Annotated in this window: 14 protein-coding genes; 10 read left to right on the forward strand and 4 right to left on the reverse strand. The window is 73.5% G+C overall.

All coding sequences use genetic code 11. The features are described from left to right. Window positions 1-287 precede the first annotated feature (287 nt). Window positions 288-1,295, reverse strand: a complete 1,008-nt coding sequence (locus ACFYOV_RS16810) for an SDR family oxidoreductase (protein ID WP_389088267.1) — start codon at window positions 1,293-1,295, stop codon at window positions 288-290. A gap of 148 nt (window positions 1,296-1,443) precedes the next feature. Between ACFYOV_RS16810 and ACFYOV_RS16815 the strand changes: the two genes are divergently transcribed. The 6 genes from ACFYOV_RS16815 to ACFYOV_RS16840 all read left to right on the forward strand — a co-directional run bounded on the left by ACFYOV_RS16815 (window position 1,444) and on the right by ACFYOV_RS16840 (window position 5,715). Further along, the gene (locus ACFYOV_RS16815; RefSeq protein ID WP_389088269.1) at window positions 1,444-1,695 is read left to right on the forward strand and encodes a hypothetical protein; all 252 of its coding nucleotides are present in this window, start codon (window positions 1,444-1,446) and stop codon (window positions 1,693-1,695) included. An 89-nt stretch (window positions 1,696-1,784) separates the two neighbouring features. Then, the gene (locus ACFYOV_RS16820) at window positions 1,785-2,177 is read left to right on the forward strand and encodes a hypothetical protein (RefSeq protein WP_389088272.1); all 393 of its coding nucleotides are present in this window, start codon (window positions 1,785-1,787) and stop codon (window positions 2,175-2,177) included. 163 nt (window positions 2,178-2,340) lie between these two features. Next, window positions 2,341-3,015 (forward strand): DUF6766 family protein, encoded by a 675-nt coding sequence (locus tag ACFYOV_RS16825; RefSeq protein WP_389088740.1) that lies wholly within the window; start codon window positions 2,341-2,343, stop codon window positions 3,013-3,015. 53 nt (window positions 3,016-3,068) lie between these two features. Beyond that, window positions 3,069-3,935, forward strand: a complete 867-nt coding sequence (locus ACFYOV_RS16830) for an MBL fold metallo-hydrolase (RefSeq protein WP_389088274.1) — start codon at window positions 3,069-3,071, stop codon at window positions 3,933-3,935. A 54-nt stretch (window positions 3,936-3,989) separates the two neighbouring features. Then, the gene (locus ACFYOV_RS16835) at window positions 3,990-4,502 is read left to right on the forward strand and encodes an AAA family ATPase (protein ID WP_389088277.1); all 513 of its coding nucleotides are present in this window, start codon (window positions 3,990-3,992) and stop codon (window positions 4,500-4,502) included. A gap of 73 nt (window positions 4,503-4,575) precedes the next feature. After that, window positions 4,576-5,715 carry an amidinotransferase gene (locus tag ACFYOV_RS16840; protein WP_389088279.1) on the forward strand — a complete coding sequence of 380 codons (1,140 nt, stop codon included), beginning with the start codon at window positions 4,576-4,578 and terminating at the stop codon, window positions 5,713-5,715. A gap of 51 nt (window positions 5,716-5,766) precedes the next feature. Here the strand turns inward: ACFYOV_RS16840 and ACFYOV_RS16845 are convergent, their stop codons facing one another. Continuing rightward, window positions 5,767-6,726 carry a GlxA family transcriptional regulator gene (locus ACFYOV_RS16845; protein ID WP_389088742.1) on the reverse strand — a complete coding sequence of 320 codons (960 nt, stop codon included), beginning with the start codon at window positions 6,724-6,726 and terminating at the stop codon, window positions 5,767-5,769. Window positions 6,727-6,833: 107 nt separating this feature from the next. Between ACFYOV_RS16845 and ACFYOV_RS16850 the strand changes: the two genes are divergently transcribed. The 3 genes from ACFYOV_RS16850 to ACFYOV_RS16860 are packed head-to-tail and all read left to right on the forward strand — an operon-like array spanning window position 6,834 to window position 8,265. Continuing rightward, the gene (locus tag ACFYOV_RS16850) at window positions 6,834-7,535 is read left to right on the forward strand and encodes an HD domain-containing protein (RefSeq protein WP_389088282.1); all 702 of its coding nucleotides are present in this window, start codon (window positions 6,834-6,836) and stop codon (window positions 7,533-7,535) included. Next, complete coding sequence (locus tag ACFYOV_RS16855) at window positions 7,532-7,984, forward strand: DJ-1/PfpI family protein (RefSeq protein WP_389088284.1); 453 nt, start codon at window positions 7,532-7,534, stop codon at window positions 7,982-7,984. The genes ACFYOV_RS16850 and ACFYOV_RS16855 overlap by 4 nt, the downstream gene beginning before the upstream one ends. A 26-nt stretch (window positions 7,985-8,010) precedes the next feature. Continuing rightward, entirely contained in the window at window positions 8,011-8,265 is a 255-nt protein-coding gene (locus tag ACFYOV_RS16860; protein WP_389088287.1) for a hypothetical protein, read from the forward strand. A gap of 110 nt (window positions 8,266-8,375) precedes the next feature. Here ACFYOV_RS16860 and ACFYOV_RS16865 read toward each other — a convergent pair whose 3' ends face one another. Continuing rightward, window positions 8,376-10,769 (reverse strand): ATP-binding cassette domain-containing protein, encoded by a 2,394-nt coding sequence (locus ACFYOV_RS16865; RefSeq protein ID WP_389088289.1) that lies wholly within the window; start codon window positions 10,767-10,769, stop codon window positions 8,376-8,378. Window positions 10,770-11,328: 559 nt separating this feature from the next. Next, entirely contained in the window at window positions 11,329-11,988 is a 660-nt protein-coding gene (locus ACFYOV_RS16870) for a dienelactone hydrolase family protein (protein ID WP_389088745.1), read from the reverse strand. 615 nt (window positions 11,989-12,603) lie between these two features. On the opposite strand from ACFYOV_RS16870, the gene ACFYOV_RS16875 reads away from it, so the two are divergent. After that, complete coding sequence (locus ACFYOV_RS16875; RefSeq protein WP_389088292.1) at window positions 12,604-13,974, forward strand: polysaccharide pyruvyl transferase family protein; 1,371 nt, start codon at window positions 12,604-12,606, stop codon at window positions 13,972-13,974. Window positions 13,975-13,982 lie beyond the last annotated feature (8 nt).

The following is a 13,982-nucleotide window of genomic DNA, read 5'->3' on the forward strand; positions in this document are numbered from 1 at the left end:
CACCACCGTGGCCTCGGGCTCCGGGGCGGGCGTGGCCGACGGCGCATGCCGGACCGCGGCGGGCAGCCCCGCGAGCCCCGGCCCGCGATCCTGCCTGCGACGGGCCCCACGCACCAACGCGTGGCGCTCGGTGGTGGTGCGGTGGGCGGACCGAGGGCCGGCCGGGGCAGGGGGGCGGGCACGCCGGTGTTGCGCTCGCCGGCAGGGCTGCGGACGTGGTCGGGCGTGGGTGCGCAGGGTGCGCGTGCGGCGGTGGGGCATGGGCAGGCGGGCTCCGCGGTGGACGCTCAGCCCCACACCGGGTGACGTCCCGTCCGCACCCGTCCGGCCGTGCGGTGCCTCGCCGTCGCGACTGCGCCCGCCAGCACCGCGGCGACAGCCGTCCTGCGGACCGCGGTGCGCCGCCGGCCGCCCCAGCCGCCGTGCACGGACCCCTCCCCGGGAGCCGGCACGTGCACCGCGCCGTGCGTGGCCGGGGCCTCCTCCTCGTGCGACAGGTGGGTCTTCTCCGTCTGCCGTGCCATCGCCCGTTCCGCGAGCGCCGGTGCCCTCCGCGACTGACGTACCAGAGCACGCCCCGCCGGGCCGACCACCACCTCACGCCGCGGACGGCGCGCCAGCTTCACGATCGTCCGGGCCACCCGCTCCGGGCTGTACACCGGGGGCATGGCGACGACCTCCCGGCCGGTGAAGTTGGCCGCGTGCTCGAAGTGCGGGGTGTCGACGGTCGCGGGCATCACCGTGCACACGTGGATGTCCTCCACCCCCTCCACCCGCAGCTGCTGACGCAGGCTGGAGCCGAGCCCCTGGACGGCGTGCTTGGACAGGCTGTACGGGTGGCTGTACGGCTGGGTGACGGCGCCGACGATGGACGACACGTTGACCAGCGTGCCCCTACCCTGCTCACGCATCACCCGCAGCGCCGACCGGGCTCCGTGGACGTACCCCATCACGTTGACGTCCAGCACCTTGCGGAAGTCCTCCAGCGGTACGTCCTCGAACCGCCCGAAGGCGTTGACGGCCGCGTTGTTGACCCAGACGTCGATCCGGCCGAACTCCCGCACGGCGCGCCGCGCCAGGTCCTCGACCGCCCCGGCGTCGGTGGTGTCCGTCGGCACGACCAGCGTTCGCGCGCCCCGGTGCCGCTCGCACTCCTCGGCGGCCGCGCGCAGCGCGTCCTCCCGGCGCGCGGCCAGCACCACGGCGCAGCCCTTGCGCGCGAAGGCCTCGGCCGTGGCCCGGCCGATCCCGCTGGACGCCCCGGTCACCACCACCACCTGATCCCGCGGTCCCATTCCGTGCTCCTTCGGCTCGCTGTCGACCGGACGCCCCCGCCCGGCAGCGCCCCGGGTACCCGGAACCGGCGGATCACCTCCACGGCCGTTTTCCGCCCCCGGCAGGGGGAACCCGGCAGAGCCCACGCGCCGATCGGAGGAACCACGGATGACCGGCCACAAGGAAACGGACGAGCACCGGGACCCGTACGCACGGGCACGCGACGAAGCGGAACCGGGGGCCCACTCCGGCGCCGAGAGCCAGGCGCGGGAACGTACGGTCCCCGGCACGGCGAGCGCCCGGGAGGGCTACGGGCCGCCGAGCGGAACGGCGGCGGGCGAGCCCCTGGAGGGCGTCGAGGACACCGAACGCGGTGGGCAGCGGGGCACGGCCGACGACGGGCGCCACGGGCGGGAATAGCGGCGGCGATGGCCGCACTTCCGGGACCGCCCGGCGGCCGCCCTCCCCGGACCGCCCGGGGACGGACGGCCGCGGCCGGGACTGCGGCGGTGGCCCTGCTCGTGGTCGCCGCGGCCGGTGCCTGCGACACGCTCCCCGAGCGTCGTGACGAGGTCACCGGGGAGGTCGCCCGGTTCGAGGAGGCACTGGGCGCCCGCCGGTACGACCAGCTGTGCGCGGCCCTGGCGCCGGCCACCCGGGAGGACCTGGAGCAGACCGCCGGGAGCCCTTGCGGTGAGGCGATCGGCGGGGTGGTCGAGGCGCAGGAGCTGCCCATGGGCGGTGCGGTACGGGGCGTGGACGTCTACGGCGACCAGGCACGCGTGGTGCTGGAACGGGACACCGTCTTCCTGGCCCGCTTCCCGGCCGGCTGGAAGGTGACGGCCGCCGGCTGCCGGCCCCGCCCAGAACGGCCCTACCAGTGTGAGCTCAAGGGCGGGTGAGGGCGGGTGAGACCATGCGGACCCTGTTCGTCGGCACTCTGCTGGTGATCTTCTGCGGTCTGGCGTACTTCACGGCGCTGGGACTGATGCAGCGATGAACACCGCACCGCCTGCCGGGCGGCCGGCCGCGGGGAACGGCGCCGCGTCGCCGGACCGCCACCGGATGCGGCGGTTCCTGCGCCACAACGGCCTGGGACTGTTCTTCCTGACCACGTTCCTGCTCACCCTCGTGGGTCAGGCCGTGTCCGGGCACGCGGACTTCAACAACCAGCTCGTCGCCGACGGTCTCGTTCCCGTCGGCCTCGGCGCGTATCTGACGTCGTCGGACTTCGCGGTCGACGTCACCGAGAACTGGCAGTCGGAGTACCTCCAGTTCTTCCTGTACGTCTTCGCCACCGTCTGGCTGCTGCAGCGCGGATCCCCGGAATCCAAGGAACTCGGCAGGTCCGGCCCCGAGTCCGACGAGGACCAGATGGCCGGCGACCACGCCACACCCGATTCCCCGCGCTGGGCCCGGCACAAGGACTGGCGCGGGACGCTCTACTCCCGTTCGCTGGGCCTGGCCATGGGTGGCATCTTCCTGCTGTCCTGGCTCGCCCAGTCGATCACCGGCGTCGCCGCCCACAACGAGGAGCAGCTGCGCCGGCTCCAGGCGCCGACCACATGGGCCCACTACACGTCCTCCGCCGACTTCTGGAACCGCACCCTGCAGAACTGGCAGTCCGAACTCCTGGCCGTGGCCTCCATGGCCGTCCTGTCGATCTACCTGAGGCAACGCGGATCACCGGAGTCCAAGCCCGTCGGGGCCCCGCACACGGCCACGGGTGTCGAGGGATGAACCACGGGCGCCCGGCCGGGCCGGGCCGACCGAACCCACGGGAAGAGGGACGAATGACCATGTCACACACCGCGGGCGACCGCACGGACGGCGACGCCCTCGACCTCACCTTCATCGGCAACGCCACGGTCCTGCTGCGGTACCGCGGGCTCACACTGCTCACCGACCCCAACTTCCTGCACCGGGGGCAGTACGCGTACCTCGGGCACGGCCTGCTGAGCCGGCGCCTGACGGAGCCGGCCGTCGACGTCGGCGACCTTCCCGCCCTCGACGCCGTCGTGCTGTCGCACCTCCACGGGGACCACTGGGACCGCCGCGCCCGCCGGCACCTCGACCCCACGGTGCCTGTTCTCACCACGCCGCACGCGGCCCGGCGTCTGAGGGTCGTGCACGGATTCCGCCACACGGCGGGCCTGCGCACCTGGCGCGGGCTCACGGTGCGGCACGGCGCCGGCCAGGTCACGGTCACCGCCCTGCCGGGCCGGCACGCCGGACACGCCCTTGTGCGCGGGCTGCTGCCGCCGGTGATGGGCAGCATGCTCGAATTCGGCCCCGCGGGAGGACCGGTCCGCCTGCGGCTGTACGTCTCGGGCGACACCCTGGTGTACGACGGTCTCGACGAGATCGCCCGGCGTTTCCCGGGCGCCGACCTCGCCGTCCTCCATCTGGGCGGCACCCGGCTCCCCGGCGGCCTCGTGGTGACCATGGACGGCGCCCAGGGCACGGAACTCACCCGGCGCCTGGACCCCCGGCACGTCCTCCCGGTGCACTACCACGACTACACGGTGATGCGCTCGCCGCTGTCCGCGTTCCTCACCGAGGCGGAGAAGGCCGGCCTCGGCGACCGGATCGTGCACTGCGGACACGGGCAGAGCGCCCGCCTGGCCGCCGGTCGCGACGCGGTACCCGCGGTCCTGTGACGCGTCGCCGCGGCGGGTTCGCCCGTCCGGCGACGGCATGCCACCGTGGCGGGTATGGCGACAGCAGTGGACCTGGCCGTGTTCGTCGGGCTCCAGGCGTCCGGGAAGTCCACCTTCTACGAGCGGTGCCTGGCCGGCCGGTACGAGCTGGTCAGCAAGGACCTGTTCCCCCGGGGCGCCCGCACCAAGCAGCGGCGCCAGCTGGGGCTGGTGGCCCAACACCTCGCAGCCGGGCGGTCCGTGGCCGTGGACAACACCAACCCGTCGCCCGCGGAGTGGGCACCGCTGGTGGAACTGGCCCGGGCCCACGGCGCGACGGTGACGGCGTACTGGTTCCCGCCGGACGTGGACGGCTCGCTCCGGCGCAACGCCGCCCGCGGGGGCCGCGAGCGGGTGCCGACCGTCGGCGTCCTGGCCACCCTGGGACGGCTGCGCGCACCCACGCCCACGGACGGCTTCGACACCGTGCGGGAAGTCCGGTGGGACGGGCGGGGCGGCTTCGAGGTGCGGGAGGGCCCGGGGATCGCCGAGCCGATTGGTCCCGTCACTCCGGGGGCACCCGAATGAGTGGATGAGGGCTCGGGCGAGTCCTCACAGCGCTGTACGAGTCACCGACCACCGCGATCAGAGGCGGCTGAGCATGGCGGTAGTGCAGGGTCCTGGAACCGTGCCGGTGGTGGCGGACGACGCCACCCGGCCCGTTGTCCCGCCGGTGAACTCCCACAACGAGTGGGACCCGCTGGAGGAGATCGTCGTCGGGCGTCTCGACGGAGCGACGATTCCTTCCGACCATCCGGTCGTGACCTGCAACATCCCGCCCTGGGCAGCACGCCTCCAGGGACTCGCCGCCGGCCTGCGGTACCCGCGCGTGCTGGTCGAGCGGGCGCAGGAGGAACTCGATCGGTTCGTCGCCCTGCTGCAGTCCCTCGGCGTCACGGTCAGACGCCCGGAGGCGGCCGACCACCGGCGGCGCTTCGCCACGCCCGACTGGTCGTCCCGGGGATTCTGCAACACCTGTCCGCGCGACAGCATGCTGGTGATCGGCGACGAGGTCATCGAAACACCGATGGCCTGGCCCTGCCGGTACTTCGAGACCCACTCCTACCGGCCGATCCTCAAGGACTACTTCCGGCGCGGCGCCCGCTGGACCGCCGCACCCAGGCCACAGCTCACCGACGAGCTCTTCGAGAAGGACTTCCGCATCCCTCGGGAGGGTGAGCCCATGCGCCACATCCTCACCGAGTTCGAGCCGGTCTTCGACGCCGCGGATTTCGTGCGGGCCGGCCGGGACCTGTTCGTCACCCGCAGCAACGTCACCAACCGCATGGGCGTCGAATGGCTGCGCCGCCATCTGGGCCCCGGCTACCGCATCCACGAGATCGAGAGCCGATGCCGCACGCCCATGCACATCGACACGACGTTCATGCCGCTCGCGCCCGGCAAGGTCCTGGTCAATCCCGAGTACATCGACGTCGGCCGGCTGCCCGAAATCCTGCGCGCGTGGGACGTCCTGGTCGCCCCGGAGCCCAATCCGATCAGGGAGCCCGCGCTCAGGGTCACCTCGATGTGCGGCAAATGGCTCAGCATGAACGTGCTCATGATCGACGAGAAGCGGGTGATCGCGGAGCGGCACCACACGGACATGCTGCGCGCACTCGAGCGGTGGGGCTTCGAACCGATTCCGTGCGACCTGCTGCACTACGCGCCGTTCGGCGGCTCCTTCCACTGCGCGACCCTCGACATCCGGCGCCGCGGAACACTCCAGTCGTACTTCGACTGACCGCCTCGTCCGGGACGCCGTCCGGTCGTCCACCGACGGCGGGGACCTCCCTCAGCCCCGCTGGTCGCCCGGCCTCTCTCCCGGCACCGCTGCGAACGCCGCCCGGTAGGCCGTCGGTGTGGTCTTCAGGGCCCGCCGGAAGTGCAGCCGCAGGTTGGACGGGGTGCCCAGACCACACCGTTCGGCCACCTGGTCGATACCCAGGCACGTGCTCTCCAGGAGTTCGCGGGCCCGGTCGAGCCGGGCGGCGAGCAGCCAGCGCAGCGGCGTGGTGCCGGTCTCGGCGACGAAGTGCCGGGCGAAGGTGCGCGGCGCCATGTGGGCGTGCGCGGCCAGTCGAGGCACCGTCAGCGGTTCATGCAGACGGTCCAGCGCCCACGCCCGGGTGGGCGCGAGGGTCGTGCCGCCCGCGTCGGCGGGCAACGGGCGCCTGATGTACTGCGCCTGGCCACCGTCGCGGTGCGGCGCGCTGACCAGGGTGCGCGCGACCTGGTTGGCGGTCCGCGCCCCCAGGTCACGGCGGACCAGGTGCAGGCACAGGTCGATACCCGCCGCCACACCGGCCGAGGTCAGCACCTGCCCCTCGTCCACGTAGAGCACCCGGGGATCCACCGACACCGCCGGATACCGCGCCGCCAGTTCGTCGGCGTACAACCAGTGGGTGGTGGCCCTGCGGCCGTCCAGGACACCTGCCGCGGCCAGCGCGAAGGCCCCGGTGCAGATGGAGACCAGCCGCCGGCCCTCGGCGTGGGCCCCGGCCAGCGCGTCCAGCACGGCCGCCGGAACCTCCTGACGGTGCGGTGCGTATCCCGGGACCACAACCGTATGGGCGCAGCGCACCGCCTCCAGCCCGGACGTCACCGTCATGGTGAACCCCGCCGCCGTCGCGACCGGCCCCGCCGACCGTCCGCACAGCGTCAGCTCGTACGCCCGCCCCGGGACGGCGATGAAGACCTGGGCCGGGATGCCCAGGTCCAGGGGGAGCACACCGTCCGTCACCACGACCGCCACCCGGTGCGGCGCGGCGCCCCCCTCGCGATCCCCAACTGCCCCTGCGGCAGCATCCTTTCGCACGGTGGCCATTCTGCCACTGTTGTGCACCGACGCTCCCGCCGAGCATGGAGACCATGAATGAGCTGCTGGCAAGCGGCGTTCCGCCGCTCCCCGACACCCCCATGGCCCGTGAGGCGCTCGCGCTGGCGCAGAAGACAGAGTCCGCCGCCACCGCCAACCACAGTGTCCGCAGTGCCCTGTTCGCCCGTCTCCGCGCGGACCACCAGGGGGCCGAGGCGGGCCGCGACTACGATCCCGAACTGCTCTTCGTCGCCTGCGTCCTGCACGACCTCGGCCTGACGCGGGCGGGCGGTGAGAGCGACCGGCGGTTCGAGGTCGAGGGCGCAGACCTGGCCGCCGGGTTCCTCACCGGGCACGGGCTGCCCGCGGCCGACGTCGACGCCGTGTGGGAGGCCATCGCCCTGCACACCTCGCCCGGCATCGCCGAGGCCCGCAGCACCCTGTGCGCCCTGGTGCACCTGGGCACCGGCATGGACTTCGGCATCGGGACGGAATGCGTCAGCGACGCGGCCGGCAGGGCCATCCATGCCGCGTACCCGCGGCTGTCCATGGCCACCACCATCGTCGACGAGATCGTCGCCCAGGCCCGGCGCCGTCCGCCGAAGGCCCCGCCGTTCTCCCTCGCTGCCGAACTTTTGCGGGAGCGGTCCACACCGCCCCACCGGACCCGGTTGGAGGCCATGACCGACACCGCACGCTGGGGCGACCGGTCCGTGTCCGGGAAGAAGCCAGGAGCGCCGAGTTGAGACGCCGAACCCTGCTGAGCACCACCGGTGCGCTCGGTGCCGCGGCCCTCTCGGCCACCACGGCCGGCCGCGCCGCCGCGGCGCCCTCCGCGCGTCCCGCGGGGGTCTCCGCCCCGCCCGGCGCCGACGGCCCGCTGCGGGTCCCCGTGATCCTCTTCGACGGTGTCGAGGAACTCGACTTCGCCGCGCCCTACGAGGCGCTGTCGGCCGCGGGCCACTTCACCGAACGGGAGGTGAGGGTCCGCTACGTCACCGTGGACGGCCCCCGGTCCGTCACGGCCGCCTACGGCAGCAGGGTGCGCGTCGACCACCGCTGGTCCCTGGATGACGCCGACCTGCTCGTCGTCCCCGGTGCGGCTACGCGCGCCGTGAGGAACCAGGTGTGTGGGCCGAGATCCGGCGCGGCATCCTTCCCCGGGCGCCGGCCGAAGCGGCCCGCCCGGGACTGACCGTCGGCGCGCTCTGCACCGGCGTCATGACCCGGGGGCGCCCCTGCACCACGCACCACAGAGCCCGCGCCGACCTCGAACGCCAGGGCGTGGTCGTGACACCCGGCCGGGTGGTCGACGACGGCGACCTGGTCACCGCGGGCGGTGTCACCTCGGGCCTGGACCTCGCTCTGTGGCTCGCCCGCCGCGAACTCGGGGCCGACGCCGCGATCTGCTTGGAGCAGATGCTCGAGTACGAAGCACGCGGCACGATGTGGACGGCGGCGCCGGGCCCGGGCTGATGCACTTCTTCCCGCCCGGGCGGACCGGCGGGCGGCGGTCGCGGCCGGTGGGCGGAGCCCGGCGGACGGCCCGGCGCCGTCCGCCGCTGCCGCGGTCGGCCGCCGACGGGTCAGTCGCCGACGTACGCCGCGAGATGCTCGCCGGTAAGGGTGGAGCGGGTGGCGACCAGGTCGGCGGGCGTGCCCTCGAAGACGATCCGGCCGCCGTCGTGGCCGGCGCCGGGGCCGAGGTCGATGATCCAGTCGGCGTGCGCCATGACCGCCTGGTGGTGCTCGACGACGATGACGGACTTGCCCGCGTCCACCAACCGGTCGAGCAGGGCGAGCAACTGCTCGACGTCGGCGAGGTGCAGGCCGGCGGTCGGCTCGTCGAGGACGTACACCCCGCCCTTGTCGGCCATGTGCACGGCCAGCTTCAGCCGCTGCCGCTCGCCGCCGGACAGCGTGGTCAGCGGCTGGCCCAGGGTGAGGTAGCCGAGCCCGACGTCGGCGAGCCGGTCGAGGACGCGGTGCGCGGCCGGTGCGGCGGCCTCCCCGGTACGGAAGAACTCCTCGGCCTCCGTCACCGACATCGCGAGCACCTCGCTGATGTCGCGCCCGCCCAGGCGGTACTCCAGGACCGATGCCTGGAACCGCCGGCCCTCGCAGTCCTCGCAGGGCGTGTCAACGCCGGCCATCATCCCGAGGTCGACGTAGAGGACGCCGGCGCCGTTGCACGTGGGGCAGGCCCCCTCCGAGTTGGCGCTGAACAGGGCCGGCTTCACCCCGTTGGCCCGGGCGAACGCCTTGCGGATCGGGTCGAGCAGTCCCGTGTACGTCGCCGGGTTGCTGCGCCGGGACCCGCGGATCGGCGCCTGGTCCACCGACACCACTCCCGAGCCGGCCGGGATCGACCCGTGCACCAGCGAACTCTTGCCGGAGCCCGCCACTCCGGTGACCACGCAGAGCACCCCGAGCGGGATGTCGACGTCGACGTCGCGCAGGTTGTGCGTCGCCGCGCCGCGGATCTCCAGCGTCCCGGTGGGCCTGCGCACCGAGTCCTTGAGCGCCGCCCGGTCGCCGAGGTGGCGGCCGGTGACGGTGTCCGCGCCCCGCAGCCCCTCTACGGTGCCCTCGAAGCAGACGGTGCCGCCCTCCGTGCCGGCGCCGGGCCCGAGGTCGACGACGTGGTCGGCGATCGCGATGACCTCCGGCTTGTGCTCCACGACCAGGACCGTGTTCCCCTTGTCCCGCAGCCGCAGCAGCAGGTCGTTCATCCGCTGGATGTCGTGGGGGTGCAGACCGATGGTGGGCTCGTCGAAGACGTAGGTGACGTCGGTGAGCGCGGAGCCCAGGTGACGGATCATCTTGACGCGCTGCGCCTCGCCGCCCGAGAGCGTGCCCGCCGGACGGTCGAGCGCCAGATAGCCCAGCCCGATCTCCACGAACGAGTCGAGGGTCTGCCGCAGCGCGGTGAGCAGCGGCGCCACCGACGGGTCGGCCAGGCCGCGCACCCACTCCGCCAGGTCACGGATCTCCATGGCGCACGCGTCGGCGATGCTGATTCCCTCGATCTTCGACGACCGGGCCCCCTCGCCGAGCCGGGTGCCGTCGCACTCGGGGCAGGTGGTGAAGGTGACCGCCCGCTCCACGAAGGCCCGTACGTGCGGCTGCATCGCCTCCTTGTCCTTGGACAGGAACGACTTCTGGATCTTGGGGATCAGACCCTCGTAGGTGAGGTTGACGCCGTTGACCTTGACCTTGACCGGCTCCCCGTAGAGGAAGGCCCGCATCTCCTTCTCGGTGTACTCGCGGATCGGCTTGTCCGGGTCGACGAACCCGGACTGGGCGTAGACCTGCACCGTCCACTGGCTGTCGGACCTCCAGCCGGGAATGGTGAACGCGCCCTCGCTGAGCGACTTCGCATCGTCGTAGAGCTGGGTGAGGTCGACGTCGGAGACCGTGCCCCGGCCCTCGCAGTGCGGGCACATGCCGCCGGTGCGCTCGAAGGTCGCCTTCTGTGCCTTGGTCCTTGCCCCCCGCTCGACGGTGATCGCACCGCTCGCCCGGACCGAGGCCGTGTTGAAGGAGTATGCGCTGGGCGGGCCGATGTGCGGCTCGCCCAGCCGGCTGAAGAGGATGCGCAGCATCGCGTTGGCGTCGGTGGCGGTGCCGACCGTGGAGCGCGGATCGCCGCCCATCCGCTGCTGGTCGACGCTGATCGCGGTCGTCAGGCCGTCCAGGACGTCGACCTCGGGACGCGCCGGGCTGGGCATGAAGCCCTGCAGGAAGGCGCTGTAGGTCTCGTTGATGAGCCGCTGCGACTCCGCGGCGATCGTGTCGAACACCAGTGAGCTCTTGCCGGAGCCCGAGACACCGGTGAACACCGTCAGGCGCCGCTTCGGGATCTCGATGCTGACGTCCTTGAGGTTGTTCTCGCGGGCGCCGAGCACGCGGATCAGGTCGTGACGGTCGGCGGCGTGCGGCGCGGGGGACTGCGCGCCCGTCCTCGGGGCCATGCTCATCGTGTCTCCATCGTCTGGGGCGGGACCGCTGCGGCACCGGTCCGTGACGGCCACGCTAGCGGCGGCCGGGCGGCCCGCGCTTCTCGTTTCCTGACCACCTGTGCGCCGCATTCCCGATTCCGTGGACGCCGGATTGCCCGCCGCCGCGCCGCAAGCCCGACCTCGCGCGGACCGGCCCCCCGGCGACCCGTACGAGAAATGCCCGGCCACGTGCGATGTTCTCCTGACCACCTGCGCGACTGTCACATCCCCGCGGGCCGCACGGGCCGGGCCACGCCCGCCCCCGCACCCGGTGGTCCCGTGGGCGGAGCGGTCAGGGCGATGGCGCGGTCCACGCCGCGTGGACCGGCACGTCGAGGCCGGGCACGGCGACCGGGTGGCGATCCACTTCGAGGGCAGCGGAAGTCCGGCAAGTCCGGCAGAAGTCCAGCAGAAGTCGTCGTAACGGTCGCCGAGGCGGCTCGGTACGCAGGTGCCACCGGGCAGATGGCACCGGCCGGCCCTCAGGTGTTCCGAGAGCGGGGCGTGCCGCTTGAGCCGCGACTCGTCCGGCCGGTCATCAACGGTCTCCCGCGGCGTCCGTACGGCTCCGGAACCAGGCGCCGGCGGCGGCCGCCACTTCCTCCAGGGCGCCCGGCTCGGAGAACAGATGGGTGGCGCCCCGCACGATCCGGATCTCGTGGGGTGCCGCGAGCTGTCCGGCGGCCCGCTCGTTGAGGTCGATCACCTGCTCGTCCCGGCTGCCGACCAGCATCAGGACCGGTACCGCGACGTGGGGCAGGGCCTCGTCGGCCAGGTCCGGCCGACCGCCCCGGGACACCACGGCGAACACCCGGCCGGGCCGCTCGGCCGCCGCCACCAGCGCGGCGGCGGCGCCGGTGCTCGCGCCGAACAGGCCGACCGGGAGGTTCCGGGTGTCCGGCTGGTCCCCCAGCCAGTCGACGGCCACCGCCAGGCGGTCCGCCAACAGCGGAATGTCGAACCGGAGCCGAGCGGTCACGGCGTCCTCGCGCTCCTCGTCCTCGCTGAGCAGATCGAGCAGCAGGGTGCCCAGTCCCTCCCGGTTGAGTTCGGCGGCGACCGCGCGGTTGCGTGGGCTGAGCCGGGAACTGCCACTGCCGTGCGCGAACAGGACCACCGCCGGGGCACCGTCGGGTACCGCCAGATCGCCGGCGAGCGTCGCCCCGTGAACGGGCACCATCACCATGTCGGAGATCATCGCGCTCATCTCCCGCGGCTGTCCGTTGGGTGCGAGGCGTGTACCCACGGGGGCCGAACCCAGTCGTTCCCCGCGAAGCGGTCCCGAACCGGACGCCGCCGCGGTGCTCACCCCCCTCGCCGCACCCGCTGAACCAGCTCATCAGTCAGCCGCCCTCCGGCTGAACGGTGCCGTGCGGCAGGGCCGACCTCGCGAGCCGACACCGCACCCGGCCGGCCGATCGCGGCGGGCAACGGCCGCGCCGCCCCGATCGGCCGCCTGCTCCGTGGATACGGCCGTCCCGCCCGGCGCGGCGACCGGTGGTCCGGCGGGAGGCCAGGTGTTCCCGACGGGCGGCGCCTCCGCCAGGTGGGGCGGCGGTGCGCAGCGCGGCCCCGAAGCGGGCGCACAGGAGGTGGGCGGCGCGTGCCTCGTTCGTCGTGCCTGGCCCGGGGCGGGCGACGCGGTGGACGCCGATCGGCCCGTTTGCCCCGCCGTTCCGGGGGCACCCCGCACGTACGCGTTCGACACTCGACCGCGTTCCCGCACTGCGCGGACTGCGTCCGGCGACGAGCACCCGGACCGACGGACCGCCATCCTGTACCCACCGACTCCGACGCGACGGGAGTGCACGGGATGACCAACGCCGCCCAGCATCCGCCCCGGTTCCCCGCCCCGAAGGACCTGCGCATCGGTGTGCTCGGGTCCTACGGCGGTTTCAACATCGGTGACGAGTCGATTCTCACCTGCGTACTGGGCTGCCTGCGGAGCCACCGTCCGCACGCCCGGCTCGTCGTCTTCAGCCGGAACGCCGAACACACCCGCGCCCACCATCCCGACGCCGACGAGGTGGTGGACTGGGAGGGGGTCGCCCAGGGCCCCGTCCTGGAGGTGCTGTCGGGCCTGGACCTGCTGGTCCTTGGCGGGGGCGGCATCCTCTACGACGGTGAGGCGCGCCGCTATCTGCGGCTGGTCCGCGCGGCGCAGCGCCACGGCGTGCGCACCTTCGCCTACGCCCTCGGCGCCGGCCCGCTGCGCGAGGCCGACGACCGGGAGGCGGTGCGCACCGTGCTGCCCGCGATGGACGACGTGGTCGTACGGGACGAGGAGTCCCGCCTCGTGCTCGAGGAAGTGGGCGTGGAGAGCGAGGTCCGGGTCACCGCGGATCCGGCGCTGCGCCTGTGCCCAGAGCCCTTCACCGGGCGCATGATGCGGGACGAGGGCCTGCCGGCCGGGGTCCGGCTCGTGGGCATGTCGGTGCGGGAGCCCGGACGGGCCGCCGAGAAGCTCGACGAGAGCGGCTACCACGCGCTGCTGGCCGAGGTCGCCGACTTCCTGGTCCGCCGCCTGGACGCCCACGTGGTGTTCATGCCGATGGAACGCCACGACGTACGGCACGCGCACGCCGTCCTCTCCCACATGACCGCGCCGGACCAGGGACGGATCCTCAACGGCTCCTACAGCCCCGGGCAGGTCCTGGGCTTCATGCGCCATCTCGACCTGGCGGTCGGCATGCGGCTGCACTTCGTGATCTTCGCGGCGGTCTCGGGTCTGCCGGTCCTGCCGCTGCCCTACTCGGGCAAGGTCTTCGACTTCGCCCGGCGCATCGGCGCGCCCGCCCTGGTCGGTGTGGCGCGGGAGCAGGCCGGCCTGCTCCTGGCGGAAGTGGACCGGCTCTGGGACGAATATCCCCAGCGCCGTGCCGAGCTGCGCTCGCGGGTGCGGGAACTGCGCACCCTGGCCCTGGAGACCTGTGTGCGCTGCGGCACCCTCCTCGACGCCGTCGACGGCGGCGGCACCAGGGGGAGCGGCGGGCACAACGGGGACGGCGACGGCGCGGAGGGCGTGGACGGCACCGACGGCGCCCCCGCGAACAACGGGACCGCGCCCGAAACCCTCAGGGCCATGCCGGTCACCAGCGGCACCGAGCCACGCGTCGGCTCCCTGCGCGGGCCGTACGCGCCGGGTGCGGAGCCGTTCCGGCGGGAACCGCACGACGCCGCCTGAGGGAGAGC

It is taken from the genome of Streptomyces sp. NPDC005931, from assembly GCF_042871235.1.
GTDB lineage: Bacteria > Actinomycetota > Actinomycetes > Streptomycetales > Streptomycetaceae > Streptomyces.

Bases quoted from the DNA above. Each gene is read 5' to 3' on its own strand.
- ACFYOV_RS16850 (WP_389088282.1), top strand. From the start codon at position 6,834: ATGGAGACCATGAATGAGCTGCTGGCAAGCGGCGTTCCGCCGCTCCCC.
- ACFYOV_RS16810 (WP_389088267.1), bottom strand. From the start codon at position 1,295: ATGGGACCGCGGGATCAGGTGGTGGTGGTGACCGGGGCGTCCAGCGGG.
- ACFYOV_RS16830 (WP_389088274.1), top strand. From the start codon at position 3,069: ATGACCATGTCACACACCGCGGGCGACCGCACGGACGGCGACGCCCTC.
- ACFYOV_RS16860 (WP_389088287.1), top strand. From the start codon at position 8,011: ATGACCCGGGGGCGCCCCTGCACCACGCACCACAGAGCCCGCGCCGAC.
- ACFYOV_RS16815 (WP_389088269.1), top strand. From the start codon at position 1,444: ATGACCGGCCACAAGGAAACGGACGAGCACCGGGACCCGTACGCACGG.
- ACFYOV_RS16870 (WP_389088745.1), bottom strand. From the start codon at position 11,988: ATGATCTCCGACATGGTGATGGTGCCCGTTCACGGGGCGACGCTCGCC.
- ACFYOV_RS16840 (WP_389088279.1), top strand. From the start codon at position 4,576: ATGGCGGTAGTGCAGGGTCCTGGAACCGTGCCGGTGGTGGCGGACGAC.
- ACFYOV_RS16835 (WP_389088277.1), top strand. From the start codon at position 3,990: ATGGCGACAGCAGTGGACCTGGCCGTGTTCGTCGGGCTCCAGGCGTCC.
- ACFYOV_RS16875 (WP_389088292.1), top strand. From the start codon at position 12,604: ATGACCAACGCCGCCCAGCATCCGCCCCGGTTCCCCGCCCCGAAGGAC.
- ACFYOV_RS16825 (WP_389088740.1), top strand. From the start codon at position 2,341: ATGCGGCGGTTCCTGCGCCACAACGGCCTGGGACTGTTCTTCCTGACC.
- ACFYOV_RS16865 (WP_389088289.1), bottom strand. From the start codon at position 10,769: ATGAGCATGGCCCCGAGGACGGGCGCGCAGTCCCCCGCGCCGCACGCC.